15 protein-coding genes and 1 tRNA gene are annotated in these 20,227 nt (G+C 37.9%); 4 read left to right on the forward strand and 12 right to left on the reverse strand.

Annotated elements, in window-relative coordinates; all coding sequences use genetic code 11:
* Window positions 1–245 precede the first annotated feature (245 nt).
* Window positions 246–1,238 carry a biotin synthase BioB gene (bioB, locus tag FTV37_RS04775; RefSeq protein ID WP_180027230.1) on the forward strand — a complete coding sequence of 331 codons (993 nt, stop codon included), beginning with the start codon at window positions 246–248 and terminating at the stop codon, window positions 1,236–1,238.
* A 126-nt stretch (window positions 1,239–1,364) separates the two neighbouring features.
* Here bioB and FTV37_RS04780 read toward each other — a convergent pair whose 3' ends face one another.
* Both FTV37_RS04780 and FTV37_RS04785 read right to left on the reverse strand, forming a co-directional pair.
* On the reverse strand, window positions 1,365–1,589 hold the full coding sequence (locus FTV37_RS04780) for a hypothetical protein (protein ID WP_111885746.1): 225 nt from the start codon (window positions 1,587–1,589) through the stop codon (window positions 1,365–1,367).
* A 536-nt stretch (window positions 1,590–2,125) separates the two neighbouring features.
* Window positions 2,126–4,330 carry an OsmC domain/YcaO domain-containing protein gene (locus FTV37_RS04785; protein WP_180063154.1) on the reverse strand — a complete coding sequence of 735 codons (2,205 nt, stop codon included), beginning with the start codon at window positions 4,328–4,330 and terminating at the stop codon, window positions 2,126–2,128.
* A gap of 368 nt (window positions 4,331–4,698) precedes the next feature.
* Between FTV37_RS04785 and FTV37_RS04790 the strand changes: the two genes are divergently transcribed.
* The 3 genes from FTV37_RS04790 to FTV37_RS04800 all read left to right on the forward strand — a co-directional run bounded on the left by FTV37_RS04790 (window position 4,699) and on the right by FTV37_RS04800 (window position 6,518).
* Window positions 4,699–4,775: transfer RNA gene (locus tag FTV37_RS04790), tRNA-Ile, on the forward strand.
* A gap of 193 nt (window positions 4,776–4,968) precedes the next feature.
* Complete coding sequence (locus FTV37_RS04795; RefSeq protein WP_180042390.1) at window positions 4,969–6,165, forward strand: tyrosine-type recombinase/integrase; 1,197 nt, start codon at window positions 4,969–4,971, stop codon at window positions 6,163–6,165.
* 119 nt (window positions 6,166–6,284) lie between these two features.
* Entirely contained in the window at window positions 6,285–6,518 is a 234-nt protein-coding gene (locus FTV37_RS04800) for a transcriptional regulator (RefSeq protein ID WP_180042392.1), read from the forward strand.
* 224 nt (window positions 6,519–6,742) lie between these two features.
* On the opposite strand, the gene FTV37_RS04805 is transcribed toward FTV37_RS04800, so the two are convergent.
* The 10 genes from FTV37_RS04805 to FTV37_RS04850 all read right to left on the reverse strand — a co-directional run bounded on the left by FTV37_RS04805 (window position 6,743) and on the right by FTV37_RS04850 (window position 20,020).
* Window positions 6,743–6,973 (reverse strand): hypothetical protein, encoded by a 231-nt coding sequence (locus FTV37_RS04805; protein WP_180063155.1) that lies wholly within the window; start codon window positions 6,971–6,973, stop codon window positions 6,743–6,745.
* 77 nt (window positions 6,974–7,050) lie between these two features.
* Window positions 7,051–7,416, reverse strand: a complete 366-nt coding sequence (locus tag FTV37_RS04810; protein WP_180063156.1) for an MbcA/ParS/Xre antitoxin family protein — start codon at window positions 7,414–7,416, stop codon at window positions 7,051–7,053.
* Window positions 7,417–7,684: 268 nt separating this feature from the next.
* The gene (locus tag FTV37_RS04815; protein ID WP_180063157.1) at window positions 7,685–8,464 is read right to left on the reverse strand and encodes a hypothetical protein; all 780 of its coding nucleotides are present in this window, start codon (window positions 8,462–8,464) and stop codon (window positions 7,685–7,687) included.
* Between the two features lie 11 nt (window positions 8,465–8,475).
* Entirely contained in the window at window positions 8,476–10,527 is a 2,052-nt protein-coding gene (locus FTV37_RS04820; protein WP_180063158.1) for a hypothetical protein, read from the reverse strand.
* 76 nt (window positions 10,528–10,603) lie between these two features.
* Window positions 10,604–11,338 carry a lecithin retinol acyltransferase family protein gene (locus FTV37_RS17735; protein WP_218947554.1) on the reverse strand — a complete coding sequence of 245 codons (735 nt, stop codon included), beginning with the start codon at window positions 11,336–11,338 and terminating at the stop codon, window positions 10,604–10,606.
* A gap of 147 nt (window positions 11,339–11,485) precedes the next feature.
* Window positions 11,486–11,887 (reverse strand): surface-adhesin E family protein, encoded by a 402-nt coding sequence (locus FTV37_RS04830; RefSeq protein WP_180063159.1) that lies wholly within the window; start codon window positions 11,885–11,887, stop codon window positions 11,486–11,488.
* A complete protein-coding gene (locus FTV37_RS17825; RefSeq protein ID WP_228257156.1) occupies window positions 11,880–12,971 on the reverse strand; it encodes a hypothetical protein in 1,092 nt (363 codons plus the stop codon). The genes FTV37_RS04830 and FTV37_RS17825 overlap by 8 nt, the downstream gene beginning before the upstream one ends.
* A gap of 73 nt (window positions 12,972–13,044) precedes the next feature.
* Entirely contained in the window at window positions 13,045–16,302 is a 3,258-nt protein-coding gene (locus tag FTV37_RS04840; RefSeq protein ID WP_180063160.1) for a type I restriction endonuclease subunit R, read from the reverse strand.
* Window positions 16,299–17,699, reverse strand: coding sequence for a restriction endonuclease subunit S (locus tag FTV37_RS04845; protein WP_180063161.1), 1,401 nt, complete (start codon window positions 17,697–17,699; stop codon window positions 16,299–16,301). Before FTV37_RS04845 ends, FTV37_RS04840 begins: the two co-directional genes overlap by 4 nt.
* Entirely contained in the window at window positions 17,699–20,020 is a 2,322-nt protein-coding gene (locus tag FTV37_RS04850; RefSeq protein WP_180063162.1) for a class I SAM-dependent DNA methyltransferase, read from the reverse strand. Before FTV37_RS04850 ends, FTV37_RS04845 begins: the two co-directional genes overlap by 1 nt.
* Window positions 20,021–20,227 lie beyond the last annotated feature (207 nt).

The raw sequence follows: 20,227 nt of genomic DNA on the forward strand, positions 1-20,227 counted from the left end.
AAAGTTTTCATTTAAGCTAGAACTTAATGACGTAATCCAAGAAAATTAATTTTTTAGCTCAAAATAAACATTGCAGCGATTGTGCTGACATTTAACATAACTTTGTAAGTATCTTAAATATCAAAAGTTCTTTAAAAAAGCCATTTCAATGCACTTTAGCTAAATTTCAATGTTACAAAATAGTCTTGGAAGTCTGCAAATTTTACGTATGATGATCTGCATTAGGCAGAAAATATGGATCATTTATGAGCTACCGAAATGACTGGACACATCCAGAAATACAAGAGTTGTATCAACAACCATTGATGGATTTATTATTCCAAGCACAGACCATTCACCGTGAATATTTCCAAGCCAATCATATTCAAGTCAGCACCTTACTTTCGATTAAAACCGGTAAGTGCCCTGAAGACTGTAAATATTGCTCTCAGTCTGCACATTATGACTCTGGATTAGAAGCTGAAAAACGTCTGGCTGTGGAAAAAGTCATCAATGAAGCGAAAGCTGCGCTTGCCTCAGGTTCTTCGCGTTTTTGTATGGGCGCTGCATGGCGTAATCCACATGAACGGGACATGCCCTATGTGCTAGAAATGGTGCGTGAAGTCAAAGCGCTGGGACTTGAAACCTGTATGACCCTTGGCATGCTAAATCAATCTCAGGCAGAGCGCCTACATGAGGCAGGCTTAGATTATTACAACCATAACCTCGATACTTCTCGTGAGTATTATCCCAATGTCATTAGCACACGTAGCTATGATGACCGTTTAACGACGCTAGACTATGTTCGCCAATCTGGAATGAAAATCTGTAGCGGCGGAATTGTGGGCTTAGGTGAAAGCCGTGATGACCGTATCGCCTTTTTGATGGAGTTGGCAACGCTGCCGATTCATCCTGAATCCGTGCCGATCAATCTCCTTGTCCCTATTCAAGGTACCCCACTTGCAGAGGTTGAGAAACTTGATGTGATCGAATGGATTCGCACCATTGCAGTCGCACGGATCATTATGCCAAAAAGCTATATTCGACTCTCTGCAGGTCGTGAATCCCTGAGTGATTCAGAACAAGCTTTGGCATTTATGGCAGGTGCAAATTCACTCTTTTCTGGTGAAAAACTACTGACCACGCCAAATGCAGGCGAAGGCAAAGATCAGCTTTTATTTAGCAAACTCGGTTTAATCGCGGAACAGCCCAAACCAACTGCTGCACAGCTTTCAACTGATGCCATGCAAATGGCTTAAAACCCAAGCCCCGAACATCGGGGCTTAGTTTTATTGAATGATCAGTGGTAGGTTTCTATGTGCAATGCAAGAGATGGTGCGAATAAATGAATGGTTGAATCACCATGAGTATGGAAAATATATCGATTACTTCGCAAAGTTATGTGCTGTTATTAAAATTCCATAGCCTGCATTTAAATAATCCCCTTCACGAATAATGTCTTGACCATTAGCATGTTGAACCACCAATTGCTGCTGAATCACATCATAATGAAAAGATTCAAAGCAATCCTGATGTTGTAATAACCATGCAATGGTATCTGCCATATTGGCATCGACGGTATAACGCTCGGCTTGAAAATCTTTACTCATATCTGCATGAAAACTGTGAATGTATTTCTATTTTAATGATTTCAATATTGACCGGCATTAAAAAAGTGAGCTTTCGCTCACTTTTTTTTCGGCTGAGACTCTGCATTACTTTGTCACACCGCACTTACGACATTCCTTGTGCGAACCGATTTCTTCCATTTGCTCGTATTCGTAAATATGCATGCAAAATAGTTTTCTGAATAATTGAAGCATGTTGTTAAAACTCCCGTTTATTTATTAATGTGCTTCTGAATATTTCGTCCTGAAATATTATGATCATGCCTAAACACGCCATAGCTAATTTATTAGCATATTTTTCCAATGAGTCAAATATCTTTACTTTAAAATGACACAATTTCGGATAATCGGTTATTTTTAAGCCTTCCTTATATTCACCTGAGTTATAAGGATTTTTATTAATATCAACATCACAGATATAGATTAATTTTCAGCAAATTTCGCACAAAAAAACTCCCCCTTAGGAGAGTTTTTTCAAATAGATGATCACATGAGTAACGTTATTCACAAGCCCAGATTTAAACGTTCTGACTGGCAAACTTCGCACGTGCAGCATGCAATTTTTTATAGCTATCAATCAGACGTAAATGACGATCTAAACCTTCAAGTTGCATATTGGTTTCAGTTAAACCGTAGAAGCGAAGACTGCCATCCATTGAACCAATCACTGCATCCATACGTTCGTCACCAAACATACGACGGAAATTATGTTCATAGTCATTGAGATCTAAGTCATCGTCCAATTCAACTTCTAAAACCACATTCATGCATTGATAGAACAAACCACGTTCAACTGTATTAGTGTTGTACTGAAGGAAGGTTTCGACCAACTCTTTTGCTTCTTCAAATTCTTGTAAGGCAATATAGATCAGTAGTTTGAGCTCAAGAACCGTTAATTGGCCCCATACGGTATTGTCATCAAACTCAATCCCGATGAGCGTCACAATATCCGTGTAATCATCCACCTCAAGCTCTTCTAAGCGCTCAACCAATGACACTAACTCGTCTTCATCTAGGCGATGAATGTTTAAAATATCTTCACGGAAGTCCAAAGCTTTGTTGGTGTTATCCCAAACCAAGTCTTCAACCAAATACACTTCAGAATAACCCGGAACCAAAATACGACATGCCGTAGCACCTAGATGCTGGTAGACCGCCATATACACTTCTTTGCCCATGTCTTCTAGAATCGCAAACATCGCTGCAGCTTCTTCTGCATTGGCATTTTCACCTTCTGCAGTGAAATCCCACTCTACAAAATCATAGTCTGATTGTGCGCTAAAGAATTTCCAAGACACCAAACCACTTGAGTCAATAAAGTGTTCTACAAAGTTATTTGGCTCAGTGACTGCATTCGAGCTAAACGTTGGTTTTGGTAGATCGTTTAGACCTTCAAAGCTTCGGCCTTGTAGAAGCTCGGTTAAGCTACGCTCTAAAGCCACTTCGAGTTTAGGGTGCGCACCAAAAGATGCAAAAACCCCACCAGTACGTGGGTTCATTAAGGTTACACACATCACAGGATACTGACCACCAAGTGAAGCATCTTTTACCAATACAGGAAAACCTTGTTCTTCTAAGCCCTGAATACCCGCAACAATACTTGGATATTTGGCTAAAACCTCTTCTGGTACATCTGGTAGAGCCAATTCACCTTCTAAAATCTCACGTTTGACCGCACGCTCAAAGATTTCCGATAAACATTGCACTTGAGCCTCAGCCAAGGTATTCCCTGCACTCATCCCGTTTGACAAGTATAAATTTTCAATCAAGTTTGATGGGAAATACACTGTTTCACCGTCGGACTGACGGACAAATGGAAGAGAGCAAATACCGCGTGCTATATTTCCTGAATTGGTGTCATATAGATGTGTACCTAATAACTCATTTTCTGGGTTATAAATTTCACGTGTGTAGTCATCCAAAATTTCGACAGGTAACTCGCCTTCTGGGCCGGGTTGGAACCATTTTTCATCTGGGTAATGCACAAAGTCAGCATTGGCAATCTCTTCACCCCAGAACTGGTCGTTATAGAAGAAGTTGCAATTGAGACGTTCAATAAATTCACCCAAAGCCGAAGCTAATGCGCTTTCTTTGGTTGAGCCTTTACCATTGGTAAAACACATGGGCGATTGTGCATCACGAATATGTAGAGACCAAACATTCGGCACGATGTTACGCCATGATGCAATTTCAATCTTCATGCCTAAACCTGCCAAAATACCTGACATATTGGCAATGGTTTCTTCCAATGGCAGATCTTTACCCGGAATAAACGTGGTACTGTCTGACGCTAAATTTGGCATAAGTAAAGCTTGTGCATCTGCATCAATGCTTTCTACTTCTTCAATGACAAATTCAGGACCAGTTTGAATGACTTTTTTAACCGTACAGCGGTCAATTGAACGCAAAATGCCTTGACGGTCTTTTTCTGAAATATCCGCAGGAAGTTCAACTTGAATTTTGAAAATTTGCTTGTAGCGGTTTTCAGGATCAACAATATTATTTTGTGATAAGCGAATATTATCTGTCGGAATGTCTCGCGCCGCACAATACACTTTTACAAAATACGCTGCACATAATGCTGATGACGCTAAAAAGTAGTCGAATGGTCCGGGAGCAGAACCATCACCTTTATAGCGAATAGGTTGGTCGGCAATTACCGTGAAGTCATCAAATTTGGCTTCTTGTCGAAGGTTATCGAGATAATTAACCTTAATTTCCATGTGGGCACCTAAATATTCTTATGTGTCAGTGCAACACATAAAAATGAAAACATAAGCCGAATAACTGTAGGACATTGACTTAAAAATGTGAGGCCAGTACCAATCTAAGCGCTGTTGGGCACGGTACTGACAAGAATGGGCATTATTATAAGGTTATTTTGACTGTTTGATAACTTTTGTCGTGATTTACATCACGATAGGATTCGACACTTTGTGCATTTTGGTCGAATCCAAGCTCAACTGCTGCAACTACAGCCAATTTGTTGTGTTAGTGTGCAGCCGTGAAGAAAAAGGCTTGTCTTTTAAAAAAATCTTCGCTAGTATGCTTTGCGTCTGAACTTGTTGATAAATAACACATTCAGAATATAGGGCCTATAGCTCAGTTGGTTAGAGCAGCGGACTCATAATCCGTTGGTCCACAGTTCAAGTCTGTGTGGGCCCACCAAATTTTAAAATCATATACACTTATATGACATATAAACCCTTAATTCTAATAGAGTTAAGGGTTTTTTATTATCACTAACAAACTTATATACACTCATATAAAACTCCCCTCCTTGTATCCTTGCTTGTATCCTTAATTAAAACTATAACTCAGGATACAAACGATTAATTCATGCAAGGAAAATCAATACATTATGACTAAAGCTAAACTTTTAACGGATGTAGCCTATTCTTCGAAAAAACCAAAGGATAAAGAATACCGAATTTCCGATATCCCCGGGCTTTACATGAGAGTTCAAACTTCTGGTAAAAAATCTTGGCAATATCGAATTAAAAATAGTGATGGTAAATGGACTTGGAGAGGATTAGGCCCCTACCCTGAAATTTCTGTTAAGGCTGCACGATCATTAGTATATAAATACGAAACTGGAGAAATTCAATTTGAATCTAAAAATGATCGATTAAAAAATGAAAAAATCGAACATGACAAATTATTTGGCTCACTATTGAATGAATGGATTGATACCAAAAAAAATACATGGGAGCCTTCAACTTTCAAAAAAGAAGTGCAATCAATCGAAAAACACATTTTACCCACTTTTTCTCATCGTAAATATGAAGATATTTCTTCTAGCGAATGGCTTTTATTTTTTCAAACTAAACAGCGTGAAGAAAAAATTTTCAATCGTATTGAGAAGCTGATTTCATATTGTAGAAATGCTTATGAGCTTGCTGTATTTAAAAATAAGACCAAATACAACCCACTTGCAGGCATTAATAAATTCTTAGACAAAAAAATCGCTAGTAACATGAAGCATGTTGGATTAAATGAATTGCCTCTTATGTTAGAAAGAATCAGAACATATAAATCCGAAACGATTAGCATCGGACTGGAATTGTTGATTTTAATGTTTCCACGACCTGGGGAATTGCGCCAAGCAAAATGGGAACAATTTAACTTCGAAGATAAAGTTTGGATTCGCCCTTCGGACATTATGAAGCGTGGTATTGAGCACGCAATCCCTCTTTCCAATCAAACCTTGCAATTACTTGAAAGGTTAAAACAAATATCAAATCGTGAAAGCAGTTATTTATTTCCGTCAAGAGACAGCATTAATAAACCCATTTCAAACTTAACCTTCAATGCAGCATTAAACAGATTAGGCTATTTCGGACAACAAAATCCCCATGGTTTCCGACACATTGCTAGTACGCATTTAAATGATCATTTTAGCGATCGAGAACAAGTTATTGAAGCCGCTTTATCTCATCTCAAGAATGGAGTGAAAGGTGCCTACGATAAAGGTGCTCATTTACGTGAAAGAGTAGAAATTATGCAATTTTGGTCTGATCTAATTTATGAATTATCTGGTCCAAGGAACTTTAAATAGTTCCTTATAGGTTAATTTATAGACTTATTTGAATATTTTTGCATTTATTTAACGTACGACAAATTATTTTTTCAAGTAGTGATATTCTCGCTTCAATTAAATCGAAGCAGGATATTAAAATGCCTCCATTTTTATTCGATAAAGAAAGTACATCACTTGTTCCGTTACGCATTACTCGAAAAGATGTATGTAAGTTGCTTAGTATTTCGCTCAATCAATTACGCAAGATTTCTCTTGCTGATGAAACATTTCCAGCATGCATTAAAAGCGGAACCAGTAGACAAGCTGGTGTATATTATGACTATGATGAAATAAAAAATTGGCACTTCCGAAAGTTAGAGGAAAGAGAATAATAAACCGATAAAGATTGAGTAAAATTAGCTCAAATTTAAACTGACAGCTGCTATTAAATTAGGGAACTGTCAGATTAGATTTGAGCTACTACATTTCAAGCGTGAATTTTAATTTTTTGATTGGAACATGCTCTCGAATATTTGACTCCGCAAACTCGGTACGGTTCACTGGCAGCAACTATTGAATATGGGTAACTGTCAGATCGGTTTTGAGATAGTACAGTTTATTCAACATCTATTCGAATTACTTTTGCATTAGCTTTTTTAATATTATTTACTGCACTTTCAATAGCTAAATCGAGTGTTTTAGATTCTCTTGAAAACTCTAGATATAAATTTTTATTGATTGAACATACAAGCGCATCATCACACCCTGCCTCATATAGCCTATCTTCAAAACCATTATGTGATGCATTCAGATCGACTATATGTATTGTAAAGCTAAATTTTTTCATAACTTAAAATCTCTGATTGATACTTCTATAAGTAATAATCAACAAATAAAAAATTATTTTAACAAAATCGACTTTTATCAACATCTTAATCTTAGCGCACTAACTTGTTGTGAAACATGAACCAGCCCACTGATGGTATTTATTTGATGAATTGGAATACCACCCGTCACACTGTTTGGTGAATTCATAAAAAGACGCATCAATTTCACATCTCCACCAGATAAAATATTTAAAGATTCATAAATACTGATAAGTAATAGCGCTAACTCCCCTTGTTTAGAATGAGCGTCTAATCTTAATTTAACTTTCAATCGACTTATGCTTGTTCTAGAAACTCCAATTACAGTTGCGAGTTGACTTTGACTTATATCAAGTTGGTCTGCCACATTCAGTACAGCTTTAGCTAACACCTTTTTTTGTTTTTCTGATTGGGCTTTTTCCATAATGAAATTATCAATCCATCTCTACTATTTCAATTTTAAAGATTTTATTTCTTTACTGCTTATTACAAGACATTATTTAGCATTAGCCAAGGCAAGACTTTATTTGTCCCGAATACCGGAACAACTCTGTGAAATCATTAAATCACTTATATATTTACTAAAGGAATATAGCATAAAAACAACTATTTAAAACAAAACGCCTAATGGTTAACATCAGACGTTGTTCTACAATAATTTTAGTACTCTGATTATTAATACTGATTTATCTTTAAGACTTCTGCTCAATTTTCAAAGATTCATCTCCACCAATTTGTGTTGTTGCATTATAAGGAAGCTGAGCATTAACCTGCATTACTTGCTCGATATGCTCTATACGCTTTGAAATAACAGTATCAATGTGATGTTGCATTTTCTCTTTACTTGCAACCACGGATGCAACCACAATCTGACAGCGTGTATTTAAGTTCTTTAACTGCTCCGTCTTAAAATCAAAATGCTTTGCCATTTCACGATCAATCCCACTCATATAGAGTTTTCGAGCGTCAGAGTCTTCTGGAAACTTATTCGCGATTTCTAACATCTGTGGAACTTTAGCAAACATAAAATCATCATTATCCATATCCTTACTCAAATCAGCGTACATGGATTCAACTTTCTGAATTTGCTCCTGACTACCATTTTCAAGCAAAACTAATCGTTCTTCCGCTAAATGGTTCACTTCTTTCAGCATTTGCATCATAGAACCTTGCATTGCTTGAAATCCTTTACAGCGTGCTTCTATCATCACTGCTTCAAGACGGGCATTGACTTCCATCAATTCCAACTGAGCATTTTTAACCAAATTAACACGTTCATTTTCAAGTTTAGCTGCTTCAACTTTATCTGGATCATAATTTGTTACCATCGAACTAGTAGATGCAGATGTTGAATATGAACCTCCACCATAATCACGATCCCCGCCGCCATTTAAAGCAGTTCCACCCAAAAAACTTCCTACAGCGCTTGCAGCTTTGCTGACAAAGCCGCCAATAGAACTAAATAACCCCATTAACCTTTTCCTTACTTCATTAATGCTTTGCGCATTTTAAATATCAATGTATTTACGTCTTTTTCTCGTTGCGCCAATGCTTCGCTATAGCTTTGTGCATCCTGCAAGCATGCTGCTAAGTTTTGCTGCTGAACTTTACGCAGTTCTTCACTCATGATTTGAACAACATCATCACGCTCTATTAACTGTTCTTTAGCTAAAAAATCTGTAATTTCATTGACAAGGCTTTGCTGCCAAGTTTCACTAAAACGTATCAGCCATATCTTTTGCGCCGTGGTTTGAGTATTAAAGATGACCTTTTCCAACTGCTGCATGAAATGATGCACAAGTTTGGTTAGCGCTTGCTCTTTTTCTAACTTCTCTTGGCGGTGTCCATTGGGTTGAAATGCATACGTTGTATGAATACCTAGGCGTTTTTGCAGATAAAATTGATCCAATTCGGTTTGGTATTGTTCAATACATGTCAAAACAGCAATCACCATTTGTTCATCAATGGTCTTATTTAGGCCAGCATCTAACAAAGGCTGGATCTGTTTCAGAAGCGTTAAGCGCTCATTGCGCCATTCACTGAACCATTTAGCAATCTCTTCTGTTTCAATGCTGCTCTCCAGCCCTATTTGGTTAAGATCCTGTTGATACTTATCTACAAGAATAAAATAGTCTTCTGCTGATTTACGTACGGCATTGACTGCTGTTTTTACAAAATCAAGGGATTCGCCTAACCACTCCATTTCTTTTAGTGTTTTGGTACATAGCGTTGCCGTATGCTCAGCGAGCAATTCAAAGCTTGGACGCGCTTGCTGTTCAAGTTGAGCGAGTCCAAGCAATGTATGGGTCTGCTCCAAATTGAGAGATATTTGCTGCGACTCTGATAAAAGATTTATTAATTTAGAACGCAACGGCGTTAACCCTAAATCAAGACGTTTTTTAAGATGCTGTAATTGTGCTTCTAGCAACTGCTTTTCTTCAACTGTGACATTAAGACTTATAGGCAATCTTTTATCTAATTCCTGCTTTAATTCAAAAGTCGTCTTTACAAAATCTAAATGATTACTTTCCCATTCATCAATTTTCACTAAAAGACTATTCAACCACTTCTGTGTAGAAAGACTGTACTGCCATATAGATCGATTAATTTCATCAGCTTTATAATTTTTGATATCAGCAAAAAAATCAGGAGAATTTTTTTCTATGTTAGAAATTGTGTCATTGCTCATATCATCATAAGTTAAACCTAGCTCCAAAAGTCTTTTCTCTAAGCATCTCTTTTCATAATAAAGTTCAAAAATAGTATTGTACAGATTACATCTTTTTTGAGTTTCATTTATTCGATTCTGATAATCCTCAAAAAATTCATTATGAAACTGCTCTAAAAAAGGTTCAAAAATCGGTATCCACTCTTTTTTTATAAATAACTCCAAAATTATTTTACCTTTTTCTTTGCCTATCATACTTGGATGGTCTGGTAATAGCTTTGGATTATTTAATACTTTCAATACAGGAAATACGTTATAGTTTAAGAAATTCTGATAACTTCCTGTAATATACCAAGTAAAAGAATCATACGCACTGAAGCCTGTTATATAGTTAATCTTTTTTAAATGGCCTAATTTATCTATATGTTTTGAAATAAATATACCGGTGCTCTTCGCACCTCTAAATTTCTTTGGATAGTCCAATCGTAAATTATGTGAACCTTGTTTAAAAAAATATGAACCTTTAGTACGATCAGTTCGCTCATCATAATAAAAAATCTCAGACAAAATTTCCCATTGTCCAATATCAATTCCATTAGGACCGTAAGATGCTTTTTTCTCACCCCATTCTTTATATGTCACGTGCTTAACATGATTAAAGTTTGGGTACAACAATCCTGTTCTACGATCAAATACGACTTGTGGTTTATTCTTGAAAGTGAACCAATTCTGTTCTTCTATAGCATCATATAAAATTTCATCAACATCGTCATAAGCAAGTAGTTTCTTTTTTATATCAAATAATTGAGTTTTTAAAATGCTGATGTCATTTTGTTCATCACAGTTGATTTTTGGAACCGTATTCACATTACCCTCTGTATCTCTCAATAAAATTGAGTCAAAATTTCCAATAATTAGAATATAAATCTTATGACTAAATTCATCACCAATTACGTCGATCCCAATGCAACCACTGTTTAGCATCCAAGGTGATATCGCTTTGTAGTTTAAGCATAGTCAATATGGTGAGTCGATTCTCAGGATCACCAGTTAAGCAACTGGCAGAAAATTGGTGGCAATTATCAAAAAATACGTTGTAATCACGTGTAGAACCTATAATTTTTTTTGCACGCTCAGCAACAACCTCACTGCCTACAGGATCGCCATTATTACATGAGACATAAATTGCATTTGCAGGTGTTCCACCAATGAATTCTTGAGGAGTTACACTTTCAATATTTCCATGTTTGTTTAAATGTACAATTTTATTATTACCAATATAAACACCAGAATGCTCTGTGTTCAAAAACAAATTACAATACACAATTGATCCTGGTATTGGATTTACTCTCATAGTCAGATTATTTAATCCATTCGCCACATAATGAGCTGCTATATATTTAGAAACAACAGTCGGTGCAATACTTCCAGCTAATGCACCTGTAAGAATATATTTAGCTGAATTTAAAAGAATTGCAGGATCATCTCCTGCTTTTTCAACAATGACAGTTGCCTTCTCAATAGTCTCAACTGTTTTCATTTCTGCCTCAAAGGCTTTTTCTTTAGCAACCATCACAGCATATTCAACAACACTGTTATATTTAATAGCATCTGTTGCACTTTTGGCTGTGTCTGTTACGGTATCAATCGCATTACTGAAAAAATCTTTAATTCCCATAAGGCCCCCTAATTCAATACTCTCTTTTAAATTGTTTTATTTTGTTTATGCACCAACACATCATAAATAATATGAGAGAACTACTTCATCTTAGCAGGGTCGCCCATAAACGTGATCACTTGCCTTTAACTACCAACTCACCATACATTAATGATCACATATTGCCTTAGCAAAACTTGAACCAACTGTATCGGGAATAATAGGTGTCATTTTCACATACGAATCTGTATAGCTATCAATAACTCTATTCCCTTTGTATTTAACTTCGGTTTTAAATCCTAAGAGATCTGCACTACAATTTACATGGTACAAATTTTTAGTATAATCACCCAGTCCCAGCCCATCTTTTGAAATATCATTAATAACGATTTTTTTTACCCAAAATTGAGTTACATTACTCGATATAGTTGAATAACCAGTTGGTACTTTTCGGATGCTTTGCCGATCCAGCTCATATCTAAATTCATCCGTTTCACCTAAATATTCCCATTCAGATGCTTGAACAGATGAAATACCGCATACTATTATTGCCAAAAATAACTTATTCATAACCAACCTCTAATTCATTATTCTCTTCTGCCCCAGTATCACCACCATTTGCTACCGATTCAGGCTCTAGCTGTTCAGGTGCATTATTGGTAATTTTATTAAAATTCTGACTCATCTCAACACCTAAACGAGAATCATAAGAATTATTATGAGAATATGAGGCTGAGTTTTCTGTAGATATACCACTATTAGTGTCAGATTTATGTCTTCTTGCTTGTACCTTTTTATTTAGCAGGCTTATCAATTGAATTTCAATTGTTTTTTGATGATCAGATGCCAAATGACTTGTATTCGTAGGTATATAATAATACTTTTGATTTCGAGCTAAAACCCTATCATCTCTCAAATACTCATCGCGATTGAAACCCATCTGATTAGCAACAGCATTATCCATGAGTCTTGCAGCATTATCTAGATAAAGACAATAGAGGTTATCAATTTCCGTATTTACATAACAATCACGAACACTTCTAGCCACTCCCGAAATTCCCGAATCTGACAGTATCTCTAAAAATTCATCTACAGCATCATTCATGTAGCTATAATTATCTGTAATCGTAGTATTAGCTAAATAAGGATCAGTTATTTCATCATTAGATGTATCAGTATAAAGATAATGTGTTGAGGTATCATCCGCAGATTCTTCATAAGGAGCTGTTTCATAATCAGCACTAGGCTCTTCAGTTTTTTTAGTTACTATAGAGCCAACAAATAATATTGTTGCTAATACCCCAATACCTAAAATTGAAAAAATCCAAACACCCTTTGAACTTTCCTTTTCTGGTTTAGGCGTTACATCTAATGGTGAGCTTTCGTTACTATATGCAGATAAAGGTTGTGATTGAGGGTTTTGAGCTATTTTTTCTTTAAATTTATCAAAAGCGACAAAAAAGCTTCCAAATACTAAAAATGCCACCCCTAAAGTTAGAGGTACGATTACTGAGCCTAAAATAAATACACCCACTACACCCAAAAAGCTATGAGGTTCGATAATAGAATAAGCAACATAATAAGGCAGCAATAACAATGACACGTAAATCACTATATATGCCGCTAGATATAAAAACCCCAAGAAATATGCCATAACGCCCCTACATCATTTCAGATTTAATAAGTTTATAAAAATGACCTTGTATTAAAATTTAACTTTGAACTTACTACTGACGGTCCCTATTCACCAACACATCATAAATAATATGCGCAAACTGCTTCATCTTGGCAGGATCGCTCATCAACTGTGTCATTTGCTCCATATGCGCTGCATTACTATCTAACACTGCATCATCAAGCGCCGTGTCAAACTCACCGAGCATCGCTTGCTCACGTGGGTTGTTATGAATCTGCGTCATCATACGGGTGTTTTCAGCCATCTTATCGGCAACCGTATAGGCATAATTAATCATATCCTGATCCGTTAAGTTATCCGTCACAAATAACTCATTCACACGGCGCAAAATTTGCGACAAGAAATCCTCTTTCTTCTCCTTCGCCTTTGCTGTCCCCACATCATTCGCAGGTTCTAACTTATGCTCAGTGCTATCCGCTTGAAGCTGAATATCCTGCTGACGCAGCTTAGACAAACGGTAATGAGTCATTTCCACATTACTCAGGTCAATCACATCCTCATCTGCTATTTGCTCACGCAGCATTGGACGTAAGGCACGTGCGTATAGGCTTAGCTTCTCAAGGTCTTTATCGTCATAGTCCACGATTTGCGACATAAATTCATAGAAACGGCTAAAGCTACCCAAATCCTTTTTAAAGATTTCTAAGGCATCACGGGCTTTTTTGGCGTCACGAAATTCATTTTCTGCATTGGCAATTAAAACAGGCTCACCTGTGCGCTTGGTAATTTCTAACCGCTGTTTAGTCACATCATAATCATTCACTGCTTGTTTATAGCGTTGATCCCAGCGTTGTAAAGCAGGCTTACAGATGTTTGCCACCGCCGCAGGTGATTTATTTTTGGCATAGAAAGCATCGGCAAATTGCTCTACCTCTGTCCAAAGGAAAATCCCTGCTGATTTAAGCTTTTCAAACAAGTCATACACTTGGTCAGGATTGGATACATCTGCCAATTCTGCTGTTTGGTAGTACGGTTGGAAGGCATCTAAAATGTCTTGTGGTTCATTAAAGAAGTCCAACACAAATGTGCCTGTTTGCGCTTTGCTTGGATAAGTACGGTTTAAGCGAGACAGCGTTTGTACGCACTCCACCCCACCCAATTTCTTATCCACGTACATGGCACAGAGTTTCGGTTGGTCAAAGCCTGTTTGGAACTTATTCGCCACAATCATCACCTGAAAGTCATCGCTATCGAATGCTTTACGCATCTCCCGACCTTTCAAATTTGGGTTCATATTACTTTCAGTAAACTTCTGACCCAATAGATGGCTACTGTCTGAATCATTCTCATTGAATTCCACTTCACCCGAAAAAGCTACCATCGCTTGAATGTTTGGGTATTTCTGTTCCGTGATGTATTTATCAAAGGCTTGTTTATAGCGCACGGCTTCTTTACGTGAGCTTGTGACCACCATGGCTTTGGCTTGGTTATTGAGTAAGCCCATCACATTCTTTTTAAAATGTTCAATGATGACTGCGACTTTTTGCGAGATGTTGTAATCATGCAAACGTACCCATTGATTGAGCTTAATCTTGGCTTTTTTGGCATCTACCGTATCGTCTTTTTCTTCAATCTTCTGCTTAAGCTGATAGATGACTTTATAGTTGGTGTAGTTTTTCAGTACATCCAAAATAAAGCCTTCTTCAATCGCTTGGCGCATTGAATAGACATGATAGGCTTGCGGTAGATTGGTCTTTGATGCTGGCATGCTTGGATCAGGCACACGACCAAAGAGCTGTAAGGTTTTATCTTTTGGCGTTGCGGTAAAGGCATAGAAACTTAAATTATCACTGCCTTTACGTGATGCCATCACCGCATCAAGCATATCTTCTGAGGATAGGCTGTCATCTTCCGCACGTTCTTCCACCATCAAGGTTTCTTTAAGCTGACGTGCAGTAGAACCGCTTTGTGATGAATGTGCTTCATCTGCAATCACGGCGTATTTGCGCTCTTTCAAGCTTGTGCTGTTTTCAATCGCACGTAGTACAAATGGGAACGTTTGAATAGTGACAATAATGATCGGCTGTGCCATTTCTAAGGCTTTTGCCAATTTCTCCGATTTTGAACCATCGCCTTCTTTGTTATTAATACGACCCACCACACCGTCGGCATGTTCAAACTGGTAAATGGTGTCTTGTAGCTGTGCATCTAAGATGGTGCGATCCGTTACCACAATCACCGAATCAAACAGTTTTTTATTGTTGGTATCGTAAAGGCTAGAAAGTTGATGCGCCGTCCATGCAATGGAATTCGATTTACCCGAACCTGCACTGTGCTGAATCAAGTATTTTTGTCCTGTACCTTCCTTTAAAGAATCTTCAACCAATTGGGTCACGACTTTCCATTGGTGATAACGTGGGAAAATCAGGCTTTCTTTTTTGTATTTTTTACCTTCCCAATCTTCTTTTTCTTCAATTTGTAGATGAATAAAATTGCCGATGATATTCAGCAAGCGATCAGGGGTTAGCACTTCATTCCATAAATAGCCTGTGGCGTATTCATTGATATTTTCAGGAATGTCATTACCTGCGCCTTGATCTTTAGTGCCTTTGTTAAACGGTAAGAAATAGGTGCTATCGCCTTGTAAATGGGTGGTCATATAAACGTCAAACTGACTTACGGCAAAATGAACCAATGCACCACGTTTAAACATTAAAAGTGGTTCAGGCTTATTGGTTTCAGGGTCTTTCGGTAAGCGAGTTTTACGGTACTGTGCCATGGCATTTTGCACCGCTTGTTTAAACTCGGACTTTAGCTCCATGGTTGCCACAGGAAAGCCATTGATAAACAGCACAAGGTCAATGCGCCATTTTTTGGCTTGTTTGCCTGTTGCCTCAAGTTCGGCTTTATTGGCGTATGGGCTATAAACCAGTTCAGGCACTACACGGCAAATGTTTTGCTTATAGCGTTCATTCAGTTCAGGGTTTAAGCCATGTTCAGGTTTAAACTGACAAAATGAAAAACGGCAACCACGGGTACGAATGCCATGACGCAACACGCCCAATGTACCATAACTGCGGGATTGGGCATCAGTGGCGTTAATATCGGCTTTTTTCAGTTGTGCTTCTACGGTGTCTAAAAAATGGCGTTCGGTGTCATTGGGGAAAATGCCTTTAAACTTTTGCCATTCCTTGTCTTGAGTGCGTTGTACAAAGTCCAATAGGTCTTGGGTATATAGGGCTTTTTCTCGGTTGTAGCCTGCACCTGATCCAAGTTGCCAACCGTGCGACTGCATTTGGGCAATGATGTCTTGTTGGAACTCCGTTTCTAAAGTTGCATCCTTTCTCATGCGCCAAGCTCCGTATTCGCCTCATTATTGTTATGGTTTTGGTTTTGCCAATTTCGAACATCAATCTTGCCTGTGACCGCAGAGGAAATAAGGGCTGTACGGCGTTCTTGCATCAGTTGAATGGCTGATTGAGCTTTATCAATCAGATTATCCATTTTGCTCAATTCGACTTTTAAAAAGTCAATGATTGCATCTTGCTCATATAACAATGGTAGAATAATTTTGACGTTTCTTAGACTATCAACACCTACATTCCCTTGAGTATTTGAATTAATCTGCTGTTGAATTGCTTGTAAGAAAGCTTGGGACTTTAAATAATAAGATAAATATTTACCCGTTGTTCTTAATGGATTGGATTTAATAGTTACACATGAGTATGAAACTAAAAACTCTTTATCTATATCTACATACGACAAAGTTCCAATGGTTGCATATCGAGCAAAAATAATGTCATCTTTAGTTGTTTTAATTTTTCTAGATAGCTTTTGATAATCTGAATAGGCAACTTTTTTACAGCTTTCAAAGTCAATCTCACTAACAACGTCTTGTAAATCTCCTGTCATTACATAAGGGATTCCTTCATCAACGGAATTGGGCATGTAATGATCGATATCACTGACTGTATTTATAGCGTAATCAAATTTAAGAATTTCCCAATGCTCAGGCACTTGCCCTAACCATTCCACCCCTGAATCTTTCATAGTTACATCAGGATTTAAACCTTTGGTCACAGCATGGCTAATCACCGCTTGACGCTTTTCTTTAAGCAGTTCAATCAGCTTTTCTTGTTTGGCAATTAAGCTATCAATTTTTGCGGTTTCATGGTCGAGGAAATTGGCGATTTGGGTTTGCTCATCAGGTGATGGAAGCCAAGCATCCGCCGATCTCAACATCGCTTGTGTGATACTGAAAACTTTTACACCTTTGACAGCCAATTGAATTTGAGATCGAAACTCTTTTGAGTCAAATAAATAAGCATAAAATCTACTCGCACAAGCATCATAAGGACGGGCAATAACAGTGTGATAACCTGCAAATATCTGCTCATCACCAACTAAATGTGTAAAATTTCCTGATCCTTTTAAATCTTCCGAAGTATCAGCAAAAACAAAGTCACCGTTATTCAAAAGCGCATTTTCAGATGTTTTTAGGTAGCTTTCACTTACGCATTTTAGTGGGTGTTTTCGAGGATCAACTTCAAAGCCATATTTAGAATGGACTTCACCATAGTTCACGCATGGAATACCTTCATCTTGAAGATTTTCTTTCGTGATGGATAAGCCTTTACTAAAATCAAATAAATACCGCAATTTACTCATAGCCCAATGACTAGGAATCTCACCTAACCATTCAATACCTGAATCTTTATATTCAGCATATTTCTGATACTTTGCCATTAAGAATGCACCTCTTGAAGCAGTGCCATAATTTCACGGCTCACCGCATCCAAATCCGCATCAATCTCACTTAAATCACGTGGCGGTTCATACACATAAAAATGACGGTTAAACGGAATTTCATACCCCACGATACCAATTTCACCATCTTGTGCATCACGCTTATCAGCATTGATCCACGCATCAGGCACATGCGGTTGTACCTCACGCTTAAAATAAGACTCAATTAAATCGGTAGTGCTGACATTTGGATTTAAAGCAATGTTTTCGGCATCACGTAAATCACCATCTTGTACAAATTCAACCACTTTGCCTTGATAACTAAACTGACCATACAGCGGATTTTCTGCGCCTTTAACCACCTTGCTCACCACAGGTTCAGCATCAGCATTTTTCCATGTAATGGCATCAATAAATTGCTTTTTCTCTTTGGTCTCTAATTTAATGTTGGCATCTTTTAAGGCTTGTTTCAGTACATCATCAAAAGCATTAAAGTCATCACATTGCGCCGTGCCAATCTTGTCTTGTAAGGCTTGCGCTTTGGTCAATAAACTACGTTGCTCTAACCACAATTTTGGCTCAAGTACGGTTTTAATGTCTTTTTCTTTCAGTTCGCTAAATTCAGCTTTAATCAGCGCACGAATCTCAGCTTCATACTCAGTCAATTGACCATAGCTGTCTGCTGTCCAAGTATTGCTATAATCGTCATACAGCTTTTGCATCACGGCATTAAACGGCTTTGGTGCAAAACGTAAAGTGGCAATACGCTCATCGCTCACCTGAGCCGATAAACGCAACGGACGCTCAATGGTCACACGGCGGTAGCCAAACTCGTAGCTGTTAAAAATCTTGCTTGAGAAAGTCTTCGCCGTTTCAGTTTTAGCACTTGCAGATTGACGACCACGATTCGATTTTACATCGGCAGGTTTATCCAGCTCATGGGCATCCATCACCTCAAAACTGCCATAAGTGCGACTAATCAGGGCAATATCATCTTCGCTCATTTCATTACGTTTTGAGCCAAGTGACTTACGCATTTTGCTATACAGGTTACTGCCGTCTATAAGCTGTACTTTGCCTTTACGCTCAGCGTCTTTTTTATTGCTCAGCACCCAAACATAGGTGGCAATACCTGTGTTATAGAACATATCGGTTGGTAGGGCGATAATCGCTTCTAGCAAATCGGCTTCTAAAATATAACGGCGGATTTCACTCTCGCCACTGCCTGCACTGCCTGTAAACAGTGGTGAACCATTGAGAATAATCCCAATACGGCTACCTTGTTGATTATCGGCATCTGGCTGACGCATTTTGCTCATTAAGTGCATTAAAAACAGTAACGAACCATCCGACACACGTGGCAAGCCTGCACCAAAACGACCTTCAAAGCCTTTTTGCTCATACTCAGATTTAATATCGTCTTCAATCTTCTTCCAATCCACCCCAAATGGAGGATTGGACAGCATATAATCAAACTTGTCGTAGGCAAGTTGGTCATTGGACAGCGTATTGCCGAGTTTAATGTTTTTAACATCCTGACCTTTAATCAGCATATCGGCTTTACAGATGGCATAGGATTCAGGGTTTAACTCCTGACCATAGACACGAATCACCGCATCAGGGTTATGTTCACGCACATATTCCGTACCTGAAGATAAAAATCCGCCTGTACCCGCTGTTGGGTCATATACGGTACGGATAATACCTTCTTTGGTTAAAGCATCATCATCTTTACCAAACACTAAGCCTGTGGTTAAACGCACAATGTCACGCGGGGTAAAATGTTCCCCTGCGGTTTCGTTTGATCCTTCCGCAAAACGGCGAATCAGTTCTTCAAACACTAAGCCCATTTCGTGATTGGATACGGCGTTATAACTTAAGTCTGTTGCAGCAAACTTTTGTACCACTTTATACAGTAAGTTGGCATCATCGAGTAAACCTACAAATTCATCAAACTTAAAATGTTCAAAAATCTCTCGTGCGTCTTTAGAAAATTGCTGAATGTAATTAATGAGGTTGGCACGAATGTCCTTTTGCCCAAGACTGCCCAAATCCAGTTCTGAGGTATTACAGAACGATAAGCCATTGGTGGCTTTTAAAAGCATTTTTTCTTTGGCTTCTTCAGGCAGTGGCATTTGTTTTACTTTTTCATTGGCAGCCAATACGTCTGCCTTGCTTGACTCAAGCACACACTCTAAACGGCGCAATAAGGTAAACGGTAAAATCACACGTCCATACTGTGATTGCTTAAAGTCACCACGAAGCAAATCTGCAACCGACCAAATGAAAGCCGCAGTCTGTGAAAAGTTATTATTTGTCATTTAAAAAACACCGCCAGCGAAGTAGCTGTAAAACTTGAAATTTATAATGTTGATTGTGCCTGATTTGAAAGGAGTTTTACTAGTCTTAGAATGGGACAAAAGACGATTGTTTAGTATAACAATCGAGTTACTTCGTCAATTTTAAAATAAGGAATGTATCTTTTTATTTTCAATTTGAAAGGGCTTTGTTGCACAAAGATTTAAAAG

It is taken from the genome of Acinetobacter sp. YH16042, from assembly GCF_013417245.1.
In the GTDB taxonomy this organism is placed as follows: domain Bacteria; phylum Pseudomonadota; class Gammaproteobacteria; order Pseudomonadales; family Moraxellaceae; genus Acinetobacter; species Acinetobacter amyesii.

What these genes read in the sequence shown, in the direction of transcription:
- FTV37_RS04785 (WP_180063154.1), bottom strand. Translation starts at nt 4,330, where the DNA reads ATGGAAATTAAGGTTAATTATCTCGATAACCTTCGACAAGAAGCCAAA.
- FTV37_RS04795 (WP_180042390.1), top strand. Translation starts at nt 4,969, where the DNA reads ATGACTAAAGCTAAACTTTTAACGGATGTAGCCTATTCTTCGAAAAAA.
- FTV37_RS04830 (WP_180063159.1), bottom strand. Translation starts at nt 11,887, where the DNA reads ATGAATAAGTTATTTTTGGCAATAATAGTATGCGGTATTTCATCTGTT.
- FTV37_RS04845 (WP_180063161.1), bottom strand. Translation starts at nt 17,699, where the DNA reads ATGGCAAAGTATCAGAAATATGCTGAATATAAAGATTCAGGTATTGAA.
- FTV37_RS17735 (WP_218947554.1), bottom strand. Translation starts at nt 11,338, where the DNA reads ATGGGAATTAAAGATTTTTTCAGTAATGCGATTGATACCGTAACAGAC.
- FTV37_RS04780 (WP_111885746.1), bottom strand. Translation starts at nt 1,589, where the DNA reads ATGAGTAAAGATTTTCAAGCCGAGCGTTATACCGTCGATGCCAATATG.
- FTV37_RS04805 (WP_180063155.1), bottom strand. Translation starts at nt 6,973, where the DNA reads ATGAAAAAATTTAGCTTTACAATACATATAGTCGATCTGAATGCATCA.
- FTV37_RS04850 (WP_180063162.1), bottom strand. Translation starts at nt 20,020, where the DNA reads ATGACAAATAATAACTTTTCACAGACTGCGGCTTTCATTTGGTCGGTT.
- FTV37_RS04840 (WP_180063160.1), bottom strand. Translation starts at nt 16,302, where the DNA reads ATGAGAAAGGATGCAACTTTAGAAACGGAGTTCCAACAAGACATCATT.
- FTV37_RS17825 (WP_228257156.1), bottom strand. Translation starts at nt 12,971, where the DNA reads ATGGCATATTTCTTGGGGTTTTTATATCTAGCGGCATATATAGTGATT.
- FTV37_RS04815 (WP_180063157.1), bottom strand. Translation starts at nt 8,464, where the DNA reads ATGGGGTTATTTAGTTCTATTGGCGGCTTTGTCAGCAAAGCTGCAAGC.
- bioB (WP_180027230.1), top strand. Translation starts at nt 246, where the DNA reads ATGAGCTACCGAAATGACTGGACACATCCAGAAATACAAGAGTTGTAT.
- FTV37_RS04800 (WP_180042392.1), top strand. Translation starts at nt 6,285, where the DNA reads ATGCCTCCATTTTTATTCGATAAAGAAAGTACATCACTTGTTCCGTTA.
- FTV37_RS04810 (WP_180063156.1), bottom strand. Translation starts at nt 7,416, where the DNA reads ATGGAAAAAGCCCAATCAGAAAAACAAAAAAAGGTGTTAGCTAAAGCT.